At 71.7% G+C, this 14799-nt stretch carries 14 protein-coding genes; 10 read left to right on the top strand and 4 right to left on the bottom strand.

What is annotated here, in order from left to right; all coding sequences use genetic code 11:
• Positions 1–189 precede the first annotated feature (189 nt).
• Complete coding sequence (locus B4N89_RS03835; protein ID WP_078974458.1) at positions 190–810, top strand: DedA family protein; 621 nt, start codon at positions 190–192, stop codon at positions 808–810.
• 108 nt (positions 811–918) lie between these two features.
• On the opposite strand, the gene B4N89_RS03830 is transcribed toward B4N89_RS03835, so the two are convergent.
• From B4N89_RS03830 to B4N89_RS03820, 3 genes are all read right to left on the bottom strand, one after another.
• On the bottom strand, positions 919–1584 hold the full coding sequence (locus tag B4N89_RS03830) for a DUF305 domain-containing protein (protein ID WP_235618454.1): 666 nt from the start codon (positions 1582–1584) through the stop codon (positions 919–921).
• A gap of 23 nt (positions 1585–1607) precedes the next feature.
• On the bottom strand, positions 1608–2327 hold the full coding sequence (locus B4N89_RS03825) for a DUF3105 domain-containing protein (protein ID WP_235618453.1): 720 nt from the start codon (positions 2325–2327) through the stop codon (positions 1608–1610).
• 62 nt (positions 2328–2389) lie between these two features.
• Entirely contained in the window at positions 2390–2800 is a 411-nt protein-coding gene (locus B4N89_RS03820; protein WP_143657820.1) for a hypothetical protein, read from the bottom strand.
• A 282-nt stretch (positions 2801–3082) separates the two neighbouring features.
• Between B4N89_RS03820 and thrS the strand changes: the two genes are divergently transcribed.
• From thrS to B4N89_RS03790, 5 genes are all read left to right on the top strand, one after another.
• Positions 3083–5062, top strand: a complete 1980-nt coding sequence (gene thrS / locus B4N89_RS03815; RefSeq protein WP_078974456.1) for a threonine--tRNA ligase — start codon at positions 3083–3085, stop codon at positions 5060–5062.
• A gap of 100 nt (positions 5063–5162) precedes the next feature.
• The gene (locus B4N89_RS03810; RefSeq protein WP_078974455.1) at positions 5163–5723 is read left to right on the top strand and encodes an HIT family protein; all 561 of its coding nucleotides are present in this window, start codon (positions 5163–5165) and stop codon (positions 5721–5723) included.
• 64 nt (positions 5724–5787) lie between these two features.
• Positions 5788–6192: a thiol-disulfide oxidoreductase DCC family protein gene (locus tag B4N89_RS03805; protein WP_078974454.1), complete on the top strand. Its 405-nt coding sequence runs from the start codon at positions 5788–5790 to the stop codon at positions 6190–6192.
• Entirely contained in the window at positions 6189–7439 is a 1251-nt protein-coding gene (locus B4N89_RS03800) for a glycosyltransferase 87 family protein (RefSeq protein WP_078974453.1), read from the top strand. The genes B4N89_RS03805 and B4N89_RS03800 overlap by 4 nt, the downstream gene beginning before the upstream one ends.
• A gap of 220 nt (positions 7440–7659) precedes the next feature.
• Positions 7660–8955 carry a glycoside hydrolase family 15 gene (locus B4N89_RS03790; protein WP_143657819.1) on the top strand — a complete coding sequence of 432 codons (1296 nt, stop codon included), beginning with the start codon at positions 7660–7662 and terminating at the stop codon, positions 8953–8955.
• Between the two features lie 86 nt (positions 8956–9041).
• On the opposite strand, the gene B4N89_RS03785 is transcribed toward B4N89_RS03790, so the two are convergent.
• Positions 9042–11201 carry an elongation factor G-like protein EF-G2 gene (locus tag B4N89_RS03785; RefSeq protein WP_078974450.1) on the bottom strand — a complete coding sequence of 720 codons (2160 nt, stop codon included), beginning with the start codon at positions 11199–11201 and terminating at the stop codon, positions 9042–9044.
• Positions 11202–11437: 236 nt separating this feature from the next.
• Here B4N89_RS03785 and pgsA point away from each other — a divergent pair, with 236 nt between their 5' ends.
• The 4 genes from pgsA to B4N89_RS03765 are packed head-to-tail and all read left to right on the top strand — an operon-like array spanning position 11438 to position 14758.
• Entirely contained in the window at positions 11438–12142 is a 705-nt protein-coding gene (pgsA, locus tag B4N89_RS03780; RefSeq protein WP_380010304.1) for a phosphatidylinositol phosphate synthase, read from the top strand.
• Positions 12139–13065, top strand: a complete 927-nt coding sequence (locus B4N89_RS03775; RefSeq protein WP_078974448.1) for a phosphatidylinositol mannoside acyltransferase — start codon at positions 12139–12141, stop codon at positions 13063–13065. Before pgsA ends, B4N89_RS03775 begins: the two co-directional genes overlap by 4 nt.
• Positions 13062–14183 carry a glycosyltransferase family 4 protein gene (locus tag B4N89_RS03770; RefSeq protein WP_078974447.1) on the top strand — a complete coding sequence of 374 codons (1122 nt, stop codon included), beginning with the start codon at positions 13062–13064 and terminating at the stop codon, positions 14181–14183. The genes B4N89_RS03775 and B4N89_RS03770 overlap by 4 nt, the downstream gene beginning before the upstream one ends.
• A gap of 35 nt (positions 14184–14218) precedes the next feature.
• The gene (locus tag B4N89_RS03765) at positions 14219–14758 is read left to right on the top strand and encodes a hypothetical protein (protein ID WP_078974446.1); all 540 of its coding nucleotides are present in this window, start codon (positions 14219–14221) and stop codon (positions 14756–14758) included.
• Positions 14759–14799: the final 41 nt, after the last annotated feature.

Below are 14799 nucleotides of genomic sequence, written 5' to 3'. Positions count from 1 at the left end.
AGTCGACATGGTGAGGACCCGAATTTGGGTGCGAACCGAGGGCCGGGATCGGGACTTTTCCGGCCGTATCACGTCCCGTGAGCGTCGGTGACCCGGACCCGATGTTCCACCGGATGGGGGATCGCGCGATGATCTCCCGGTGACCGATACCCGTCCCCCGATCCGCTGCGCGTGGTCGGGGGTACTCCAGTGACCGGCGCCGGGACCGGGCTGCTGTTCTCGCCCTGGCTGTGGCTGGTGATGCCACTGATCGTCTCCATCGACGCCGTAGTGCCCATCGTGCCCGGCGACGAACTCGTGATGGCCGCCGCCGCGGTCGCCGACGGCGAGGTGCGCTACCTGGCCCTGGTCCTGCTGACCGCCGGGATCGGTGCCTTCGTCGGGGACCAGTGCGCCTACGCGGTCGGCCGCGCACGGCTTCGCCGCGGGGGCGACGCCGTACTCGGACCGCGCCGACAAAAGGCGATGGACCTGGCCCGCAACGCGCTCGCCAAGGGTGGCATGTCGGCGCTGGTCGCGGCCCGGTTCCTGCCCGGCGGGCGGACCGCGGTGAACATGCTCGCCGGCCGACTCGGCTACCCGCGACCGCAGTTCCGCGCGGCGACCCTGCTCGGCGCGCTCATCTCGGTGTCGTACGCGATGACGGTCGGCACGCTGGCCGGCCACATCGTCGCGGACAGCCCGCTCCTGGTCGCCCTCGGCGGCATGGCGCTGGGCGCCTCCGTCCCGCTGATCGTCGGCGTGCCGGCACGTGTCGTGCGCGAGGTCCGCCGCCGACGCCACGCCGGCGAGGCGACCGCCGAGGCGTGATCCGATCCGACACGTGTGGGGCACGGGATTCGCATCCCGTGCCCCACACGCGGGTCGGGCGGGCGGACGGGCCCGGTGTACACCGGGCCCGTCCCACCCGCCCCGCGCCTAACCCGCCCCGCGCTCCGTCAACATCGAGCGCATCAGGTCGATCTCCGAGCTCTGCCCGACGACCATCGTGTTCGCCAGATCCCTCACCTGTTGGACCTGCGCGCGCGCCTCGCCCTCGCGGGCCATCGCCACACCCGCCTCGTGGTGCGCGATCATCAGCTGGAGGAACATCACCTCGGCGTCCTTGCCGTGCAACGTCGCCAGCTTGTCCAACTGCGCCTGCGTGGCCATGCCCGGCATCAGCTGGGTGTCCGCGCCGGCGGCCGGCGTGCCGTGCCCGGAGTGGCCCGGCATCGAACCCGGCGTCATCCACTGCATGACCGGCCGGGTCGAGCCGAGTGTCAGGCCCCACATCTGGAGCCAGGACGCCATCCGGCCGATCTGCTCCTGCTGGGTCAGCGCGATGTCGTACGCGAGCTTGCGCGTCGCGTCGTCCTGGGTCAGATCGCGGATCATCATCCCCATCTGCACGGCCTGCGCGTGGTGCGTGCGCATGTCGCGCGCGAACCCCGCCTCCACCGAGTCGTCCGCCGGCGGATTCGGCACCGCCGCCGGCGCCGGACCCAGCGCGCGCGCGGGCGCGGGCGGGGCGGCCGGCTTGCCCGCGTCGTCCGAGGAACACGCGGCCAGGACCGGCACGGCCAGCAGCCCGGTCGCGATCATCGTCGCGACACGTGCGCGCGGCCTCACGAGGTCGGCTTCCCGACCCCGCCCGTGCACGGCGAACCGGGCTCCGGAGTCTGCTTGCCTTCCTTGTACTCCTTGATGAACTGGTCCAGGCGCGGGTCGCTCGCGTTGTCCAGCTTCAACTGCAGGCCCCACGCCGAGGCGACGATCGGCTTGTCGATGCCGTCGTACGGGCTCAGCATCATGTACGTCTTGCCCTTGACCTTGGACTTCAGCACGTCCAGCTGGTCCGCGGGCAGGTTGTTCTGGTATGTGATCCAGACCGTGCCGTGCTCCAGCGAGTGCACGCCGTTGCGGTTGGGGATCGGCGCGTCGTAGATCCCGCAGTTCTGCCAGACCGGGTCGTGCTCGCCGCCCACCGGCGGCACCTGCCGGTAGGTGACGTCCTTGGGCTTGGAGATGTGCCCCTGCGCCGCGGTGTAGGTGCTCACCCCGGCTATGTCGCTCTTGGTGTTGGGGTCGGGCCGGACGTCGGCGATGACGTTGTTCGCGCTCGACTTCTTGTCGTCGTCGCTCGACGACATGACCACGGCGGTCAACCCCGCCACCAGGGCGAGGACCGCGATGCCGGAAGCGCCGAAGATGATCGCCGAACGACGCTTCGCGGCCTTGCGCTCCGCCTCGCGCTGCGCGGCCACCCGCTCACGCGTCGCCGCCATCCTGGCGGATCGCTGTGCCTTGCTCTGCTTCTTCGAGGTGTTGGGGGACTGTTGCCCCATGGCTCCGCCTTATTCCGATTCCGGGATACGTCTGTGGACCGTGCGAGGGTGTGCCGCGCGGATCACGTACGACTGACGCAGAGCACCGTCAGATCGGGGGCGTCCTTCGCGGGCGTGGGTGCGAGCGCGATGCCGACGGCGTCCGGATCGGCCAGCCACGGCGGCAACATCGAGCACGGCGCGGGCGCGAACACCGGCGGCAGCGGCGGGACGGTGGCCGGGACACACGCGTGCGAGCGATCCCCGCAGCGTCCCGAACCGTCGCCCTTGTCGTCCGGACCGCCCACGTCCCGCTGCTCGTGCGCCGAGTGATGGAAGGGACACACCGTCGGAATGGTCGCGGTCGACGGCAGTGACTCGGCGTGGACCGGGAACGCGCTGCCCAGGAGCGCGGCGCACGCCAGCACAGCCCCGGCCAACAGCCGGATGACCGGCCGCAGCGGGACTGACAGCGAGGCCATCCGTTGCGTCACGGGCCCTATTCTCACCCGAAGGAGTGACCCTGTGGGAAGTCGGGGCTCGATCTTTCGTCGTCGCAACGGCGACGTGACGGCGACACGACTGCGCAGGTGCCTCCGCCGCCACCTCCGCCCCGACGCTTCTACGCCGGGCCGGCGCCCGCCCGGCGTGGGGAAACCGAGGCAAGGTTCCCGCTCCCGGCTCGATAGCATCGGTGTGCGAGCGAGGGCATCGGCGCAGCAGCGAGCCGAGCCGCGCCGCGCGACATCCGCCAACCACACGTCAGGAGACGAACGGTGTCCGAAGCCCGAGTGACCATCAGCCGCGACCCGGACCGGGACGAGCGGGTGGTGACCACGGGCACGACGGCCGCCGAGCTCTTCGACGGCGACCGCTCGGTGGTCGCCGCGCGCGTGGCCGGCCGACTGGTCGACCTGGCCTACGTCCTGGTCGACGGCGACGAGGTCGAGCCCGTCCTGATCGGCTCCGACGACGGCCTGAACATCCTGCGCCACTCCGCCGCGCACGTGATGGCGCAGGCCGTACAGGAGCTGTTCCCCGAGGCCAAGCTCGGCATCGGCCCGCCGATCAAGGACGGCTTCTACTACGACTTCGACGTCGAGACACCGTTCCACCCCGACGACCTCAAGCGCATCGAGAAGAAGATGCAGGAGATCGTCAAGCAGGGGCAGCGCTTCGCCCGCCGGGTCACCACCGACGAGGACGCGCGCGCGGAGCTGGCCGACGAGCCGTACAAGCTGGAGCTGATCGGCCTCAAGGGCTCCGCCGCGGAGGCCGCCGAGGGCGCGTCCGCCGAGGTCGGCGCGGGCGAGCTGACCATCTACGACAACCTGGACGCGAAGACCGGCGAGCTGTGCTGGAAGGACCTGTGCCGGGGTCCGCACCTGCCCACCACCCGGCTGATCCCCGCGTTCAAGCTGATGCGCTCGGCCGCCGCCTACTGGCGCGGCAGCGAGAAGAACAAGCAGCTCCAGCGCATCTACGGCACCGCGTGGCCGAGCAAGGACGAGCTCAAGGCCTACACGACCTTCCTCGAGGAGGCCGAGAAGCGCGACCACCGCAAGCTCGGCGCCGAGCTGGACCTGTTCTCCATCCCCGAGGAGATCGGCTCCGGCCTGGCCGTCTTCCACCCCAAGGGCGGCATCATCCGCCGCACCATGGAGGACTACTCGCGGCGCCGGCACGAGGAGGCGGGCTACCAGTTCGTCTACACGCCGCACGCCACCAAGGGCAAGCTGTTCGAGGTCTCCGGCCACCTGGACTGGTACGCCGACGGCATGTACCCGCCCATGGAGCTGGACGAGGGGCAGAACTACTACCTCAAGCCGATGAACTGCCCCATGCACAACCTGATCTACCGGGCCCGGGGCCGGTCCTACCGCGAGTTCCCGCTGCGCCTGTTCGAGTTCGGCACCGTCTACCGCTACGAGAAGTCGGGCGTGGTGCACGGGCTGACCCGCGCGCGCGGCTTCACCCAGGACGACGCGCACATCTACTGCACGCGCGACCAGATGGCGGGCGAGCTGGACTCGCTGCTGACCTTCGTGCTCAACCTGCTGCGCGACTACGGCCTCGACGACTTCTACCTGGAGCTGTCCACCAGGAACCCGGAGAAGTCGATCGGCACCGAGGAGAACTGGACCGAGGCCACCGAGACGCTGCGCCAGGCCGCGCAGAAGCAGGGTCTGGAACTGGTCGACGACCCGGGCGGCGCCGCGTTCTACGGGCCGAAGATCTCGGTCCAGGCCAGGGACGCGATCGGGCGGACCTGGCAGATGTCGACCATCCAGGTCGACTTCAACCTGCCCGAGCGCTTCGACCTGGAGTACACCGCCGCCGACGGCACGCGGCAGCAGCCGGTGATGATCCACCGTGCGCTGTTCGGCTCGATCGAGCGGTTCTTCGCGGTCCTGCTCGAGCACTACGCGGGCAAGATGCCGCCGTGGCTCGCGCCGGTCCAGGTGGTCGGCATCCCGATCACCGAGGAGCACGTGCCCTACCTGGAGGAGGTCGCGACCAAGCTCCGGGCGCAGGGCATCCGGGTCGACATCGACGACTCCGCGGACCGCATGCAGAAGAAGATCCGCAACGCGAACCGCGACAAGATCCCGTACATGCTGCTCGCGGGCGACGAGGACGTCCAAGCCGGCGCGGTGAGCTTCCGCTACCGCAACGGCGAGCAGAACAACGGCGTCCCGGTCGACGCCGCGGTGGCCGAGATCGTCAAGGCCGTCCAGGACCGCGTCCAGGTCTGACGCGACGTCGTCGACCTCGGCCCGGTGATCGCGAGGCAGTGCGATCGCCGGGCCGCGGTCGGCCCGTCACCGGGTCGTGGTCGGTGTGTGCCCACGGCATATGCTTCCTGGCATGACGAGCGAGCCCGAGATCCAGGATGGGGTTGGGGGGCCGGATGCCTTCGCCCGGCTGTGGACTCCCCATCGGATGGCGTACATCAAGGGTGAGAACAAGCCGTCGGGGCCGACGCCCGACGACGGGTGCCCGTTCTGCCGGATTCCCTCGCTGAGCGATGTCGACGGGCTCGTCGTCGCGCGGGGTGAGCAGGTCTACGCGGTGTTGAACCTGTACCCGTACAACGGCGGCCACCTGATGGTGGTGCCCTACCGGCACGTCGCCGACTACACCGACCTCGACGACGCCGAGACGATAGAGCTCGCCCGGTTCACCAAGTCGGCGATGAGCACGCTGCGCAAGGTCTCCGGGGCGCAGGGCTTCAACATCGGGATGAACCAGGGCCACGTCGCCGGGGCCGGCATCGCCGCGCACCTGCACCAGCACCTGGTTCCCCGCTGGGGCGGGGACACGAACTTCATGCCCGTGGTCGGGCACACCAAGGTGCTGCCGCAACTGCTCGCGGACACGCGCGAGATGTTGGCCACCGCCTGGCCGGTCGACTGACCCGTCCACCCGCAGGATCCGAGCGGTTGACAGTGGTTGTCAGCGGTTGTTGAGGAGAAGAACTTTGAGCGCACGACCGGTTCTCGTGTACGACGGCGACTGTGGTTTCTGCACCCGGTCGGTGGAGTTCGCGCAAAAGCACATTCCGTTCGACGCCGACGTGGTGGCCTGGCAGTTCGCCGAGCTGGAGGAGTTGGGCGTCGCGCAGCACCGCGCCGAGCACGAGGTGTTGTGGGTGACCCCCGTCGGCACCGTGTACGGCGGCCACCACGCGGTGGCCAAGCTGTTGATGAACGCGGGCGGGCCGTGGGCCCTGGCCGGCGCGGCACTGCGGGTGCAGCCGGTCAGCATCGCGGCGCACGGGGTGTACCGGCTGGTGGCGGACAACCGCGACCGGATGCCCGGCGGCACGCCCGCGTGTGCGATGCCGGCCCACCTGCGGCCGGACACCGTCAACGCCGCCGGGTGACCCGCCGGACGGCCCTCGCGGTGGCCGCGTGTTCGATCACCGCGTACCTGCTGCTGGGCACGTTCGGATCCGCCGACATGTGGTGGCTGGGCGATCTGAAGGTCTATCGCCAGGGCGGCCTGGAGGTGCTCGCCGGCGACGGCGAGTTGTACACGATCCGGCCCGGCCGGTTGCCGTTCACCTACACGCCGTGGGCCGGGCTGACGTTCACCCCGCTGGCGTGGTTGCCGTGGGGCGCGGTCGAGGTGATCGGCGTGGTGGGCAACCTCGTGCTGCTCGTCGTGGCGACGTGGCTCGCGTGGGGGATCGTCGGGCCGCTCGGGGACCGGGTGAAGGCGACCGCGTTGACCGCCGCCGCGCTGCTGTGGACCGAGCCGGTCCAGGAGAACCTGCGCTTCGGCCAGATCAACCTGCTGCTGCTCGTCCTGGTGTTGTCCGACTTCGCGCGGGCGCGCGGAACCCGGTTCGCCGGTGTGGGGGTGGGCCTCGCGGCCGGGCTCAAGCTGACGCCGGCGATCTTCATCCCCTATCTGCTGCTGACCGGACGGGTGCGCGAGGGGCTGACCGCGCTGGGCGTGTTCGCCGGCACGTTCGTGGCGGCGTTCGCGGTACTGCCCCGGGAGTGCGTCGACTACTGGGGCGGCCTGTTCCTGGACGACACCCGGATCGGCCTGGCGCAGTTCCCGGGCAATCAGTCCGTGCACGGCGCGGTGACCCGGCAGTTCGGCGCCCAGGCGCCGCCCGGGTGGTTGTGGCCGGCGCTCGCGCTGACGGTCGCGGCGGTCGGGATGACGCTCGCGGTACGGGCGGCCCGGCGCGGGGCCGCGCTCACGGGGGTGGGCCTGTGCGCGCTGACCGCGCTGCTGGTGTCGCCGATCTCGTGGACGCATCACTGGGCGTGGGCGCTGCCGCTGGTCGTGGTGCTGATCGACCGGGTTCGGCGCACCCGTGCCGCGGCCGCCACGCTCGCGCTGGTCGCGGTGCTCGCCGTGGCCGCGGCCTATCCGATGCACCGGGCCCGGGTCTCGGGGGTGCTGCCGAGCGGGATCGTGTGGACGGTGCCGTTCGGCGACGGCGGGGAGCTGAACCTGCACGGGTGGCAGCTGCTCGTGGGCAACGCGTATGTCCTGGTCGGCCTGGCCGTGCTGGTCGCCGGCGCCTGGTCCCTGGCCGCGGAGCGCCGGCGAATCACCTGTTCGACCGGTTTGACGCCGGTTGCCGAGCCCGACGCGGATCCGACTTCGTAGACTCGTCGTACTTTCAGCTGATCCGTCCCCGCCCGCTCCGGCTCGTGGTCACGGGTCGTACGGCGAGGCGGGCGCGATGCGGGCGAGGGCGCGGTGGGTGAGGGGAGACTCCGCCGACGCGCGTTCGAACGATGATCGGACGATGCCTAGACTGGGCCGAACGAGTAACGGTCCGGTTGCCACGAAGGCGACGGGGGGCACGGGGGCGGAGACGGCGAACGTGGCGAACAGGAGGCCCCGGCTCGGGCGTTCGCTCGGCAGGGCCCGCTCCCTCGGCATCGCCGTGATCGGCGTGCTGCTCGCCGCCGGCATCGTCGTCTTCGTCGGCGGCGCCGCCCCACCCCCGCCCACCACCCGGCCGCTGCTCCTCGGCGGCGTCATACCCGGCCCCGAAGGCCCGATCGCGCTGCCCACCGACGCGCCGCCCGTCGCGCCCACCGAGGCCGAGCGCGCCTGGCTCGGCCGGGGCAGCGTCCCCGGAGCGACGCCGCGCGACCGCGAGATGGCCGAGCGCGCGCTGCTGGACATGCGCACCCTGACCCAGCCGGACGGGTCGGTCGCCGCCGCCTGGTACGGCATCTGGAAGTACGTCTGGCCGCGCGACGCCGCGTGGGTCGCGGCGGCGTACACCGCCACCGGGCACGGCCGCGACGCGCTCGCCGTACTGCGCCGGCTGGCCACGCTGCAACGCCCCGACGGCACCTGGGAGGCGCGCTATCGGCTGGACGGCGCCCCCGTCGGGGACAAGCGCGCCGCCCAATTGGACGGCAACGGCTGGGTGCCGTGGGCGGTCTGGTTCTGGTACGTCCACCAGGACCCGAAGGCCCCCGAGACGACCGCCGCACTCGCCGAACTGTGGCCCATGGTGCGCGCCGCCGGCGACGCGGTGACCGGGCGGCTGCGCCCGAACGGGCTGCCGCCGCGCGGCCCGGACTACTGGGAGACGCGGACCGACCAGGTCACCCTGGGCACCGCCGCGCCGCTGTCGGCCGGGTTGCGGGCGGCCGTCGACCTGGCCCGCCGGACCGACCCGGCCGCGGCCGAACGCTGGGCCGGGCCCGCGCAACGACTCGACCGCGCGATCCGGGACACCTTCGGCCGGCACGACTACCCGCGCACGGCCTCCGCCAAGGGCGGCGCGGATACGGCGGTGACCTGGCTGGGCCCGCCGTTCGCGCCCGCCGACGCGGGGGTCGCGAGCGCCGTCCGCGGCGCCGCCGAACGGCTCACGCTGCCCAACGGGGGCATCCTGCCGGGCGAGCACTGGGCCGGCGACCCGACGGCGGCGTGGACCCCGGAGACCGCGTCGTTCGCGCTGTTCAGCGCCGCGAGCGGGGATCGGGCCGGCGCGCGGCAGCGACTCGACTGGCTGGCCGACCACCGCACCGCGGCCGGCTCCCTGCCCGAAAAGGTCTCCGCCGACGGCAAACCCGCGTCGGTGGCCCCCCTGGCCTGGACCTCGGCCGGCGTACTGCTGACCCTGACCGCCCTGGACCGATCGTTGCCGATCCCCTGACGTCCCGGCGGCGCGGCGGCCCGCCGGTGCGGCGACCCGACCGGCCGGCTCGTCGAACCGACCGGTCGTGCCGCGCAAGTCGAGCGTCAGGCCTGCGTGTCCGCGGTGACCTTCGCGGCCAACTGCGGGGGCATCGGGTCGTGGCGGCAGTAGGTGCGGGCGAACTGGCCCGTGCCGTGGCTGATCGAGCGCAGGTCGATCGCGTAGCGGCTGATCTCGATCTCCGGGACCTCGGCCCGGATCAGGGTGCGGCCCGAGCCGATGGGCTCGGTGCCCACGACGCGGCCGCGGCGCGAGCTGAGGTCGCTGAGCACGCCGCCCACGTACTCGTCGGAGACGGTGACCCGCACCTCGGAGACCGGCTCGAGCAGGTGGATCCGGGTGCTCGCGGCGGCCTCGCGCAGCGCGAGCGCGCCCGCCATCTGGAAGGCCATGTCGGAGGAGTCGACCGAGTGCGCCTTGCCGTCGGTCAGCGTCACCCGCAGGTCCACCATCGGATAACCGGCCGCGACCCCCTTGTCCATCTGCGCGCGCACGCCCTTCTCCACCGACGGGATGAAGTTGCGCGGCACCGAGCCGCCGAAGACCTTGTCCACGAACTCGAACCCGCTCCCGCCCGGCAGCGGCTCCACGTCGATCTCGCAGATCGCGAACTGCCCGTGCCCGCCGGACTGTTTCACGTGTCGACCGCGCCCGCTCGCCTTCTCCGCGAACGTCTCGCGCAGCGACACCCGGTGCGCCACCGCGTCCACCGCGACCCCGTAGCGGCTGCGCAGCCGGTCGAGCAGCACCTCGACGTGCGCCTCGCCCATGCACCACAGGACCAGCTGGTGGGTGTCGGTGTTGTGCTCCAGGCGCAGCGTCGGGTCCTCGGCGACCAGGCGGGCCAGCGACTGGGAGAGCTTGTCCTCGTCGGCCTTGCTGTGCGCGCGGATGGCGACCGGCAGCAGCGGGTCGGGCATCATCCACGGCTCCATCAGCAGCGGATCGTCCTTGTCCGAGATGGTGTCGCCGGTCTCGGCCCGGGTCAGCTTGGCGATCGCGACGATGTCGCCGGCGATGCCCCGGTTCAGCGAGCGCTGCTGCTTGCCCAGCGGGACGGACATGGCGCCGATGCGCTCGTCCAGGTCGTGGTCCTCGTGCCCGCGATCGGCCATCCCGTGTCCGGACACGTGCACCGTCATGTCGGGGCGCAGCGTGCCGGAGAAGACCCGGACCAGCGAGATGCGGCCCACGTACGGGTCGGAGGTGGTCTTGATCACCTCCGCCGCCAGCGGGCCCTCCGGGTCGCAGGTCAGCGGGTCGCGCGGCTTGCCGTCGGGCGTGGTCACGGGCAGGACCTCGTGCTCGGGCGGGGCGGGACAGGCCCGGACGATGCCCTCCAGGAGCTCGATGGTGCCCAGCCCGCCCGGCGCGACCGCGAGCACCGGGTGGAACGAGCCGCGGGCGACCGCCGTCTCCAGGTCGCCGATGAGCGTGTCCACGTCGATCCGCTCGCCGGAGAGGTAGCGGTCCATCAGGGACTCGTCCTCGCTCTCCGCGATGATGGCCTCGATCAACCGGTTGCGGGCGTCCTCGATCAGCGGCAGGTGTTCGGGATCGGGGTCCAGGCTCACCCGGGTGCCGGAGGAGTAGTCGTAGACGCGCTGGGTGAGCAGGCCCATCAGACCGGCCACACCCTCGTCCTCGCCGTGCAGCGGCAGGTACAGCGGCAGCACGGTGTCCGAGTCGGGGTCGCCGAACACGCGGCGGCAGATCAGCACCATCTCGTCGAAGTCGGCGCGGGCCTGGTCGAGCTTGGTGATCACGATCGCGCGCGGCATGCCGATCGAGGCGCACTCGTCCCAGATCATCCGGGTGGAGCCGTCCACGCCGTCGGCGGCCGAGACCACGAACAGCGCCGCGTCCGCGGCGCGCAGTCCGGCCCGCAGATCGCCGACGAAGTCCGCGTAGCCCGGGGTGTCGAGCAGGTTGATCTTGACGCCCTCGTACTCGAGGGGGCACAGCGACAACGCCACCGACCGGTGTTGGCGGTGTTCGATGTCCTCGTAGTCGGAGACGGTTGTCCCGTCCTCGACGCGACCGGCCCGGGGAATCGTCCCGGTCGCCACGAGCAGGGACTCCACCAATGTCGTCTTACCCGCGCCCGTGTGGCCCACCAGCACCACGTTGCGTACCGCGTTCGGGCTCGCGGGTGCGGTTACCCTGCCGACGGTTCCGGCGCTGGATCCGGATTTATCCGCCATGTGCCACCTCCTGGTTGTCCATCTGGTGTGGTCGTCTCCGACGTCCCGGACGCGCAGGTGCAAAGTCGGTCGTCGGTACGCCAACGTCCGCAAAACGATTCCTGAACGGCAGCATTGCCCCGACGCCGGACCGAGTACAAGTGTCCTCGCCGTACGCGCCCTTCTCCAACGCGGCGCGCCCGGGTGCGGCACGCCCGGACGACGGGGGGCTCGGGACGTGCGACCGCGTCAGTACGATGGGCGCACCAGGCGGGTCGAGTCCATCGGATCCCCCGCCGCCCCGGCAATCCTTCGGGAAGGCGATGCTCAACAAATACGCTCGTGCCTTCTTCACGCGTGTGCTCACCCCGTTCGCGAGCTTCCTGCTGCGCCACAACGTGAGTCCGGACACGGTGACGCTGATCGGCACCCTCGGGGTGGTCGTCGCGGCGCTGGTGTTCTTCCCGATCGGCTGGTTCCTCACCGGCACGCTCGTCATCACCGCGTTCATCTTCTCCGACCTGGTCGACGGCAACATGGCGCGCCAGTTGGGTCGCTCGACCAAGTGGGGGGCGTTCCTCGACTCCACGCTCGACCGGGTCGCGGACGCCGCGATCTTCGGCGCGCTGGCGATCTGGTTCGCGGGCGACGGCGACAACCTGCGGATGTCGATCCTGGCCATCGTCTGCCTCGGCTCCGGCCAGGTGGTGTCGTACTGCAAGGCCCGCGCCGAGAGCCTGGGCCTGGCGTGCGACGTGTCCGGCCTGATCGAGCGGGCCGAACGGCTGGTCATCTCGCTGGTGGCGACCGGTCTCGACGGCCTCGGTGTGCCCTACATCCAGGAGGCGGCGCTCTGGTTCATCGCCGTGGGCAGCGTGATCACCGTCTTCCAGCGGATGATCGCGGTGCATCGTTCGGCGTCCGCGATCGACAACGCGCTGCCCGGAGGTGACAAGGCATGACCGAGATCGGGCAGCGGCTGGCCGACACCGGGTACGCCCTGGGCTGGTCCGTGGTCAAGCGGCTGCCCGAACCGGTCGCCGACGCGGTTTTTCGGCGGATCGCCGATGTCGCGTGGCGCCGGCGCGGCGGCGGGGTGCGGCAACTGGAGGCCAACCTGCGCCGCGTGCTCGGGCCCGACGCCACACCCGAGCGCGTGCGCGAGGTCTCGCGCGAGGGCATGCGGTCCTACCTGCGCTACTACCAGGAGGCGTTTCGCCTGCCGGTGTGGGACCGCGAGACGGTGCTGTCCCGGATGGAGTGCGACGTCACGCTGCTCGACGAGTGCAGCGCGCGCGGCAAGGGCGTCATCTTCGCGCTCCCGCACATGGGCAACTGGGACCACGCCGGCGCCTGGATCACGCTCAAGGGCTACCCGTTCACCACCGTCGCCGAGCGGCTCCGGCCGGAGTCGCTCTACCAGCGCTTCGTGGCCTATCGCGAGTCGCTGGGCATGGAGGTGCTGCCGCTGACCGGCGGCGACGGCAACACGTTCGGCACGCTGGCGCGGCGGCTGCGCGAGGGCCGGTTGTTGTGCCTGCTCTCCGACCGCGACCTGACCGCCGCCGGGGTGCCGGTGACGTTCTTCGGCGAGCCGACCCGGATGGCGGCGGGGCCCGCGGCGCTGGCGGTACAGACCGGCGCGGCGCTGATCCCGGTCACCCTCCCGTGGGACGGCAAGGTCGTCCGCGGCACGCTGCACCCGGAGATCGAGGTGCCGGCCGAGGGCACCCGCCGGGAGAAGATCGCGGTGATGACGCAGCAGGTCGCCGACGCCTACGAGCGGGCGATCGCGCGCGACCCGCAGGACTGGCACATGCTCCAGCCGCTGTGGCTCGCCGACCTGGACCGACGCCGGCTCGCCCGGATCGAGGGGGCCAAGTGAGGATCGGCGTCGTCTGCCCCTACTCGTGGGACGTGCCGGGCGGTGTCCAGTACCACGTGCGAGACCTGGCGGCGAACCTGATCGCGCGCGGCCACGAGGTCTCGGTGCTGGCGCCGGCCGACGACGACACCCCGCTGCCGGACTACGTGGTGCCGGCCGGCCGCGCCGTGCCGGTGCGCTACAACGGCTCGGTGGCCCGGCTCAACTTCGGGTTCCTGTCCGCGGCGCGGGTGCGGCGGTGGATCCACGACGGGCACTTCGACGTGCTGCACATCCACGAACCGGCCACCCCCAGCCTGTCGTTGCTCGCGTGCTGGGCGGCGTCCGGGCCGGTGGTGGCCACGTTTCACACCTCCAACGCCCGCTCGCGCGCGATGATCGCGGCCTACCCGATCCTGCAACCCGCGCTGGAGAAGATCAGCGCGCGGATCGCGGTCAGCGAGTACGCGCGCCGCACGCTCGTCGAACACCTGGGCGGCGACGCGGTGGTGATCCCGAACGGGGTGGACGTCGGCTTCTTCGCCGACGCGCCCGTCGAGCCCGCGTGGCAGGGCACGCCCGAGGCGCCCACCATCGGCTTCATCGGGCGGATCGACGAGTCGCGCAAGGGACTTCCCACCCTGATCGAGGCGTTCCCGAGGATCGTCGAGGCGTTTCCCGGCGTGCGGCTGCTGGTCGCCGGGCGCGGCGACGCGGAGGAGGCCGTCGCGGACCTGCCGGAGGCGCTGCGCGGACAGGTCACCTTTCTCGGCATGGTCGGCGACCTGGACAAGGCGCGGCTGTTGCGCAGCGTCGATGTGTACGTGGCGCCGAACACGGGCGGCGAGAGCTTCGGGATCATCCTGGTCGAGGCGATGTCGGCGGCGGCGCCGGTGCTGGCGAGCGACCTGGACGCGTTTCGCCAGGTGCTGGACGGCGGGCGGGCGGGGGAGTTGTTCGCGGTGGAGGACGCCGAGGCGCTCGCCGCCTCGGCGGTGGCCTTGCTGCGGGATCCGGCGCGGCGGGAGGAACTGCGGGAGGTCGGGCGCAAGCACGTGCGGCGCTACGACTGGGAGACCGTCGGCACGGACATCCTCGGCGTCTACGAAACGGTCACCGCCGGCGCACCCGCCGCGTAGCGATCGGCCTCGACGGGGCGTACTAGGGTCGCCGGATGATGACTGTCATCTGGATCCTGCTCGCCGTGCTCGCGGTCGGGGTGTACCTGAGTTGGACCGCGGGGCGGCTCGATCGGCTGCACGCGCGGGTGGACTCCAGCCGGGCGGCCCTGGACGCGCAGCTGTTGCGGCGCTCGGCCGTGGCACAGGAGATCGCCACCTCGGGGCTCTTGGATCCGGCGTCCTCGCTCGTGCTGGCCGGCGCCGCGCACGAGGCGCGCAACGCCGCCGAGGAGGAGCGCGAGGTCGCCGAGAGCGATCTGACCCGGGCGCTGCGGATCCTGTTCGAGGACCCGGCCCAGGCGGACGACCTCCGGGCCCGCCCCGGCGGCGAGGAACTGGTCGCGGAACTGCAGACCGCGGTGCGCCGCGTGCCGATGGCGCGGCGATTCCACAACGACGCGGTGCGCGGCGCGCGGGCGGTGCGCCGGCACCGATTGGTGCGCTACCTGCGGCTGGCCGGCCACGCCCCGTACCCCGTCACCTTCGAGATGGACGACGAGGAACCCCGCACGTTGCAGCCCGGTGGGTCCTGACAGGAGCCACGTGCAGGCCACCATGGACAGATTGGCCCGGG

It is taken from the genome of Embleya scabrispora (assembly GCF_002024165.1).
GTDB classification, from domain to species: Bacteria; Actinomycetota; Actinomycetes; order Streptomycetales; family Streptomycetaceae; genus Embleya; species Embleya scabrispora_A.
Note: the sequence above shows the minus strand (reverse complement) of the source record. Positions and strands in the feature narration are given on the sequence as shown.

Excerpts from the sequence above, each read along its gene's own strand:
- B4N89_RS03830 (WP_235618454.1), bottom strand. The coding sequence starts at position 1,584 with ATGATCGCGACCGGGCTGCTGGCCGTGCCGGTCCTGGCCGCGTGTTCC.
- B4N89_RS03825 (WP_235618453.1), bottom strand. The coding sequence starts at position 2,327 with ATGGGGCAACAGTCCCCCAACACCTCGAAGAAGCAGAGCAAGGCACAG.
- B4N89_RS03810 (WP_078974455.1), top strand. The coding sequence starts at position 5,163 with ATGCTTCCTGGCATGACGAGCGAGCCCGAGATCCAGGATGGGGTTGGG.
- B4N89_RS03785 (WP_078974450.1), bottom strand. The coding sequence starts at position 11,201 with ATGGCGGATAAATCCGGATCCAGCGCCGGAACCGTCGGCAGGGTAACC.
- pgsA (WP_380010304.1), top strand. The coding sequence starts at position 11,438 with ATGGGCGCACCAGGCGGGTCGAGTCCATCGGATCCCCCGCCGCCCCGG.
- B4N89_RS03775 (WP_078974448.1), top strand. The coding sequence starts at position 12,139 with ATGACCGAGATCGGGCAGCGGCTGGCCGACACCGGGTACGCCCTGGGC.
- B4N89_RS03765 (WP_078974446.1), top strand. The coding sequence starts at position 14,219 with ATGATGACTGTCATCTGGATCCTGCTCGCCGTGCTCGCGGTCGGGGTG.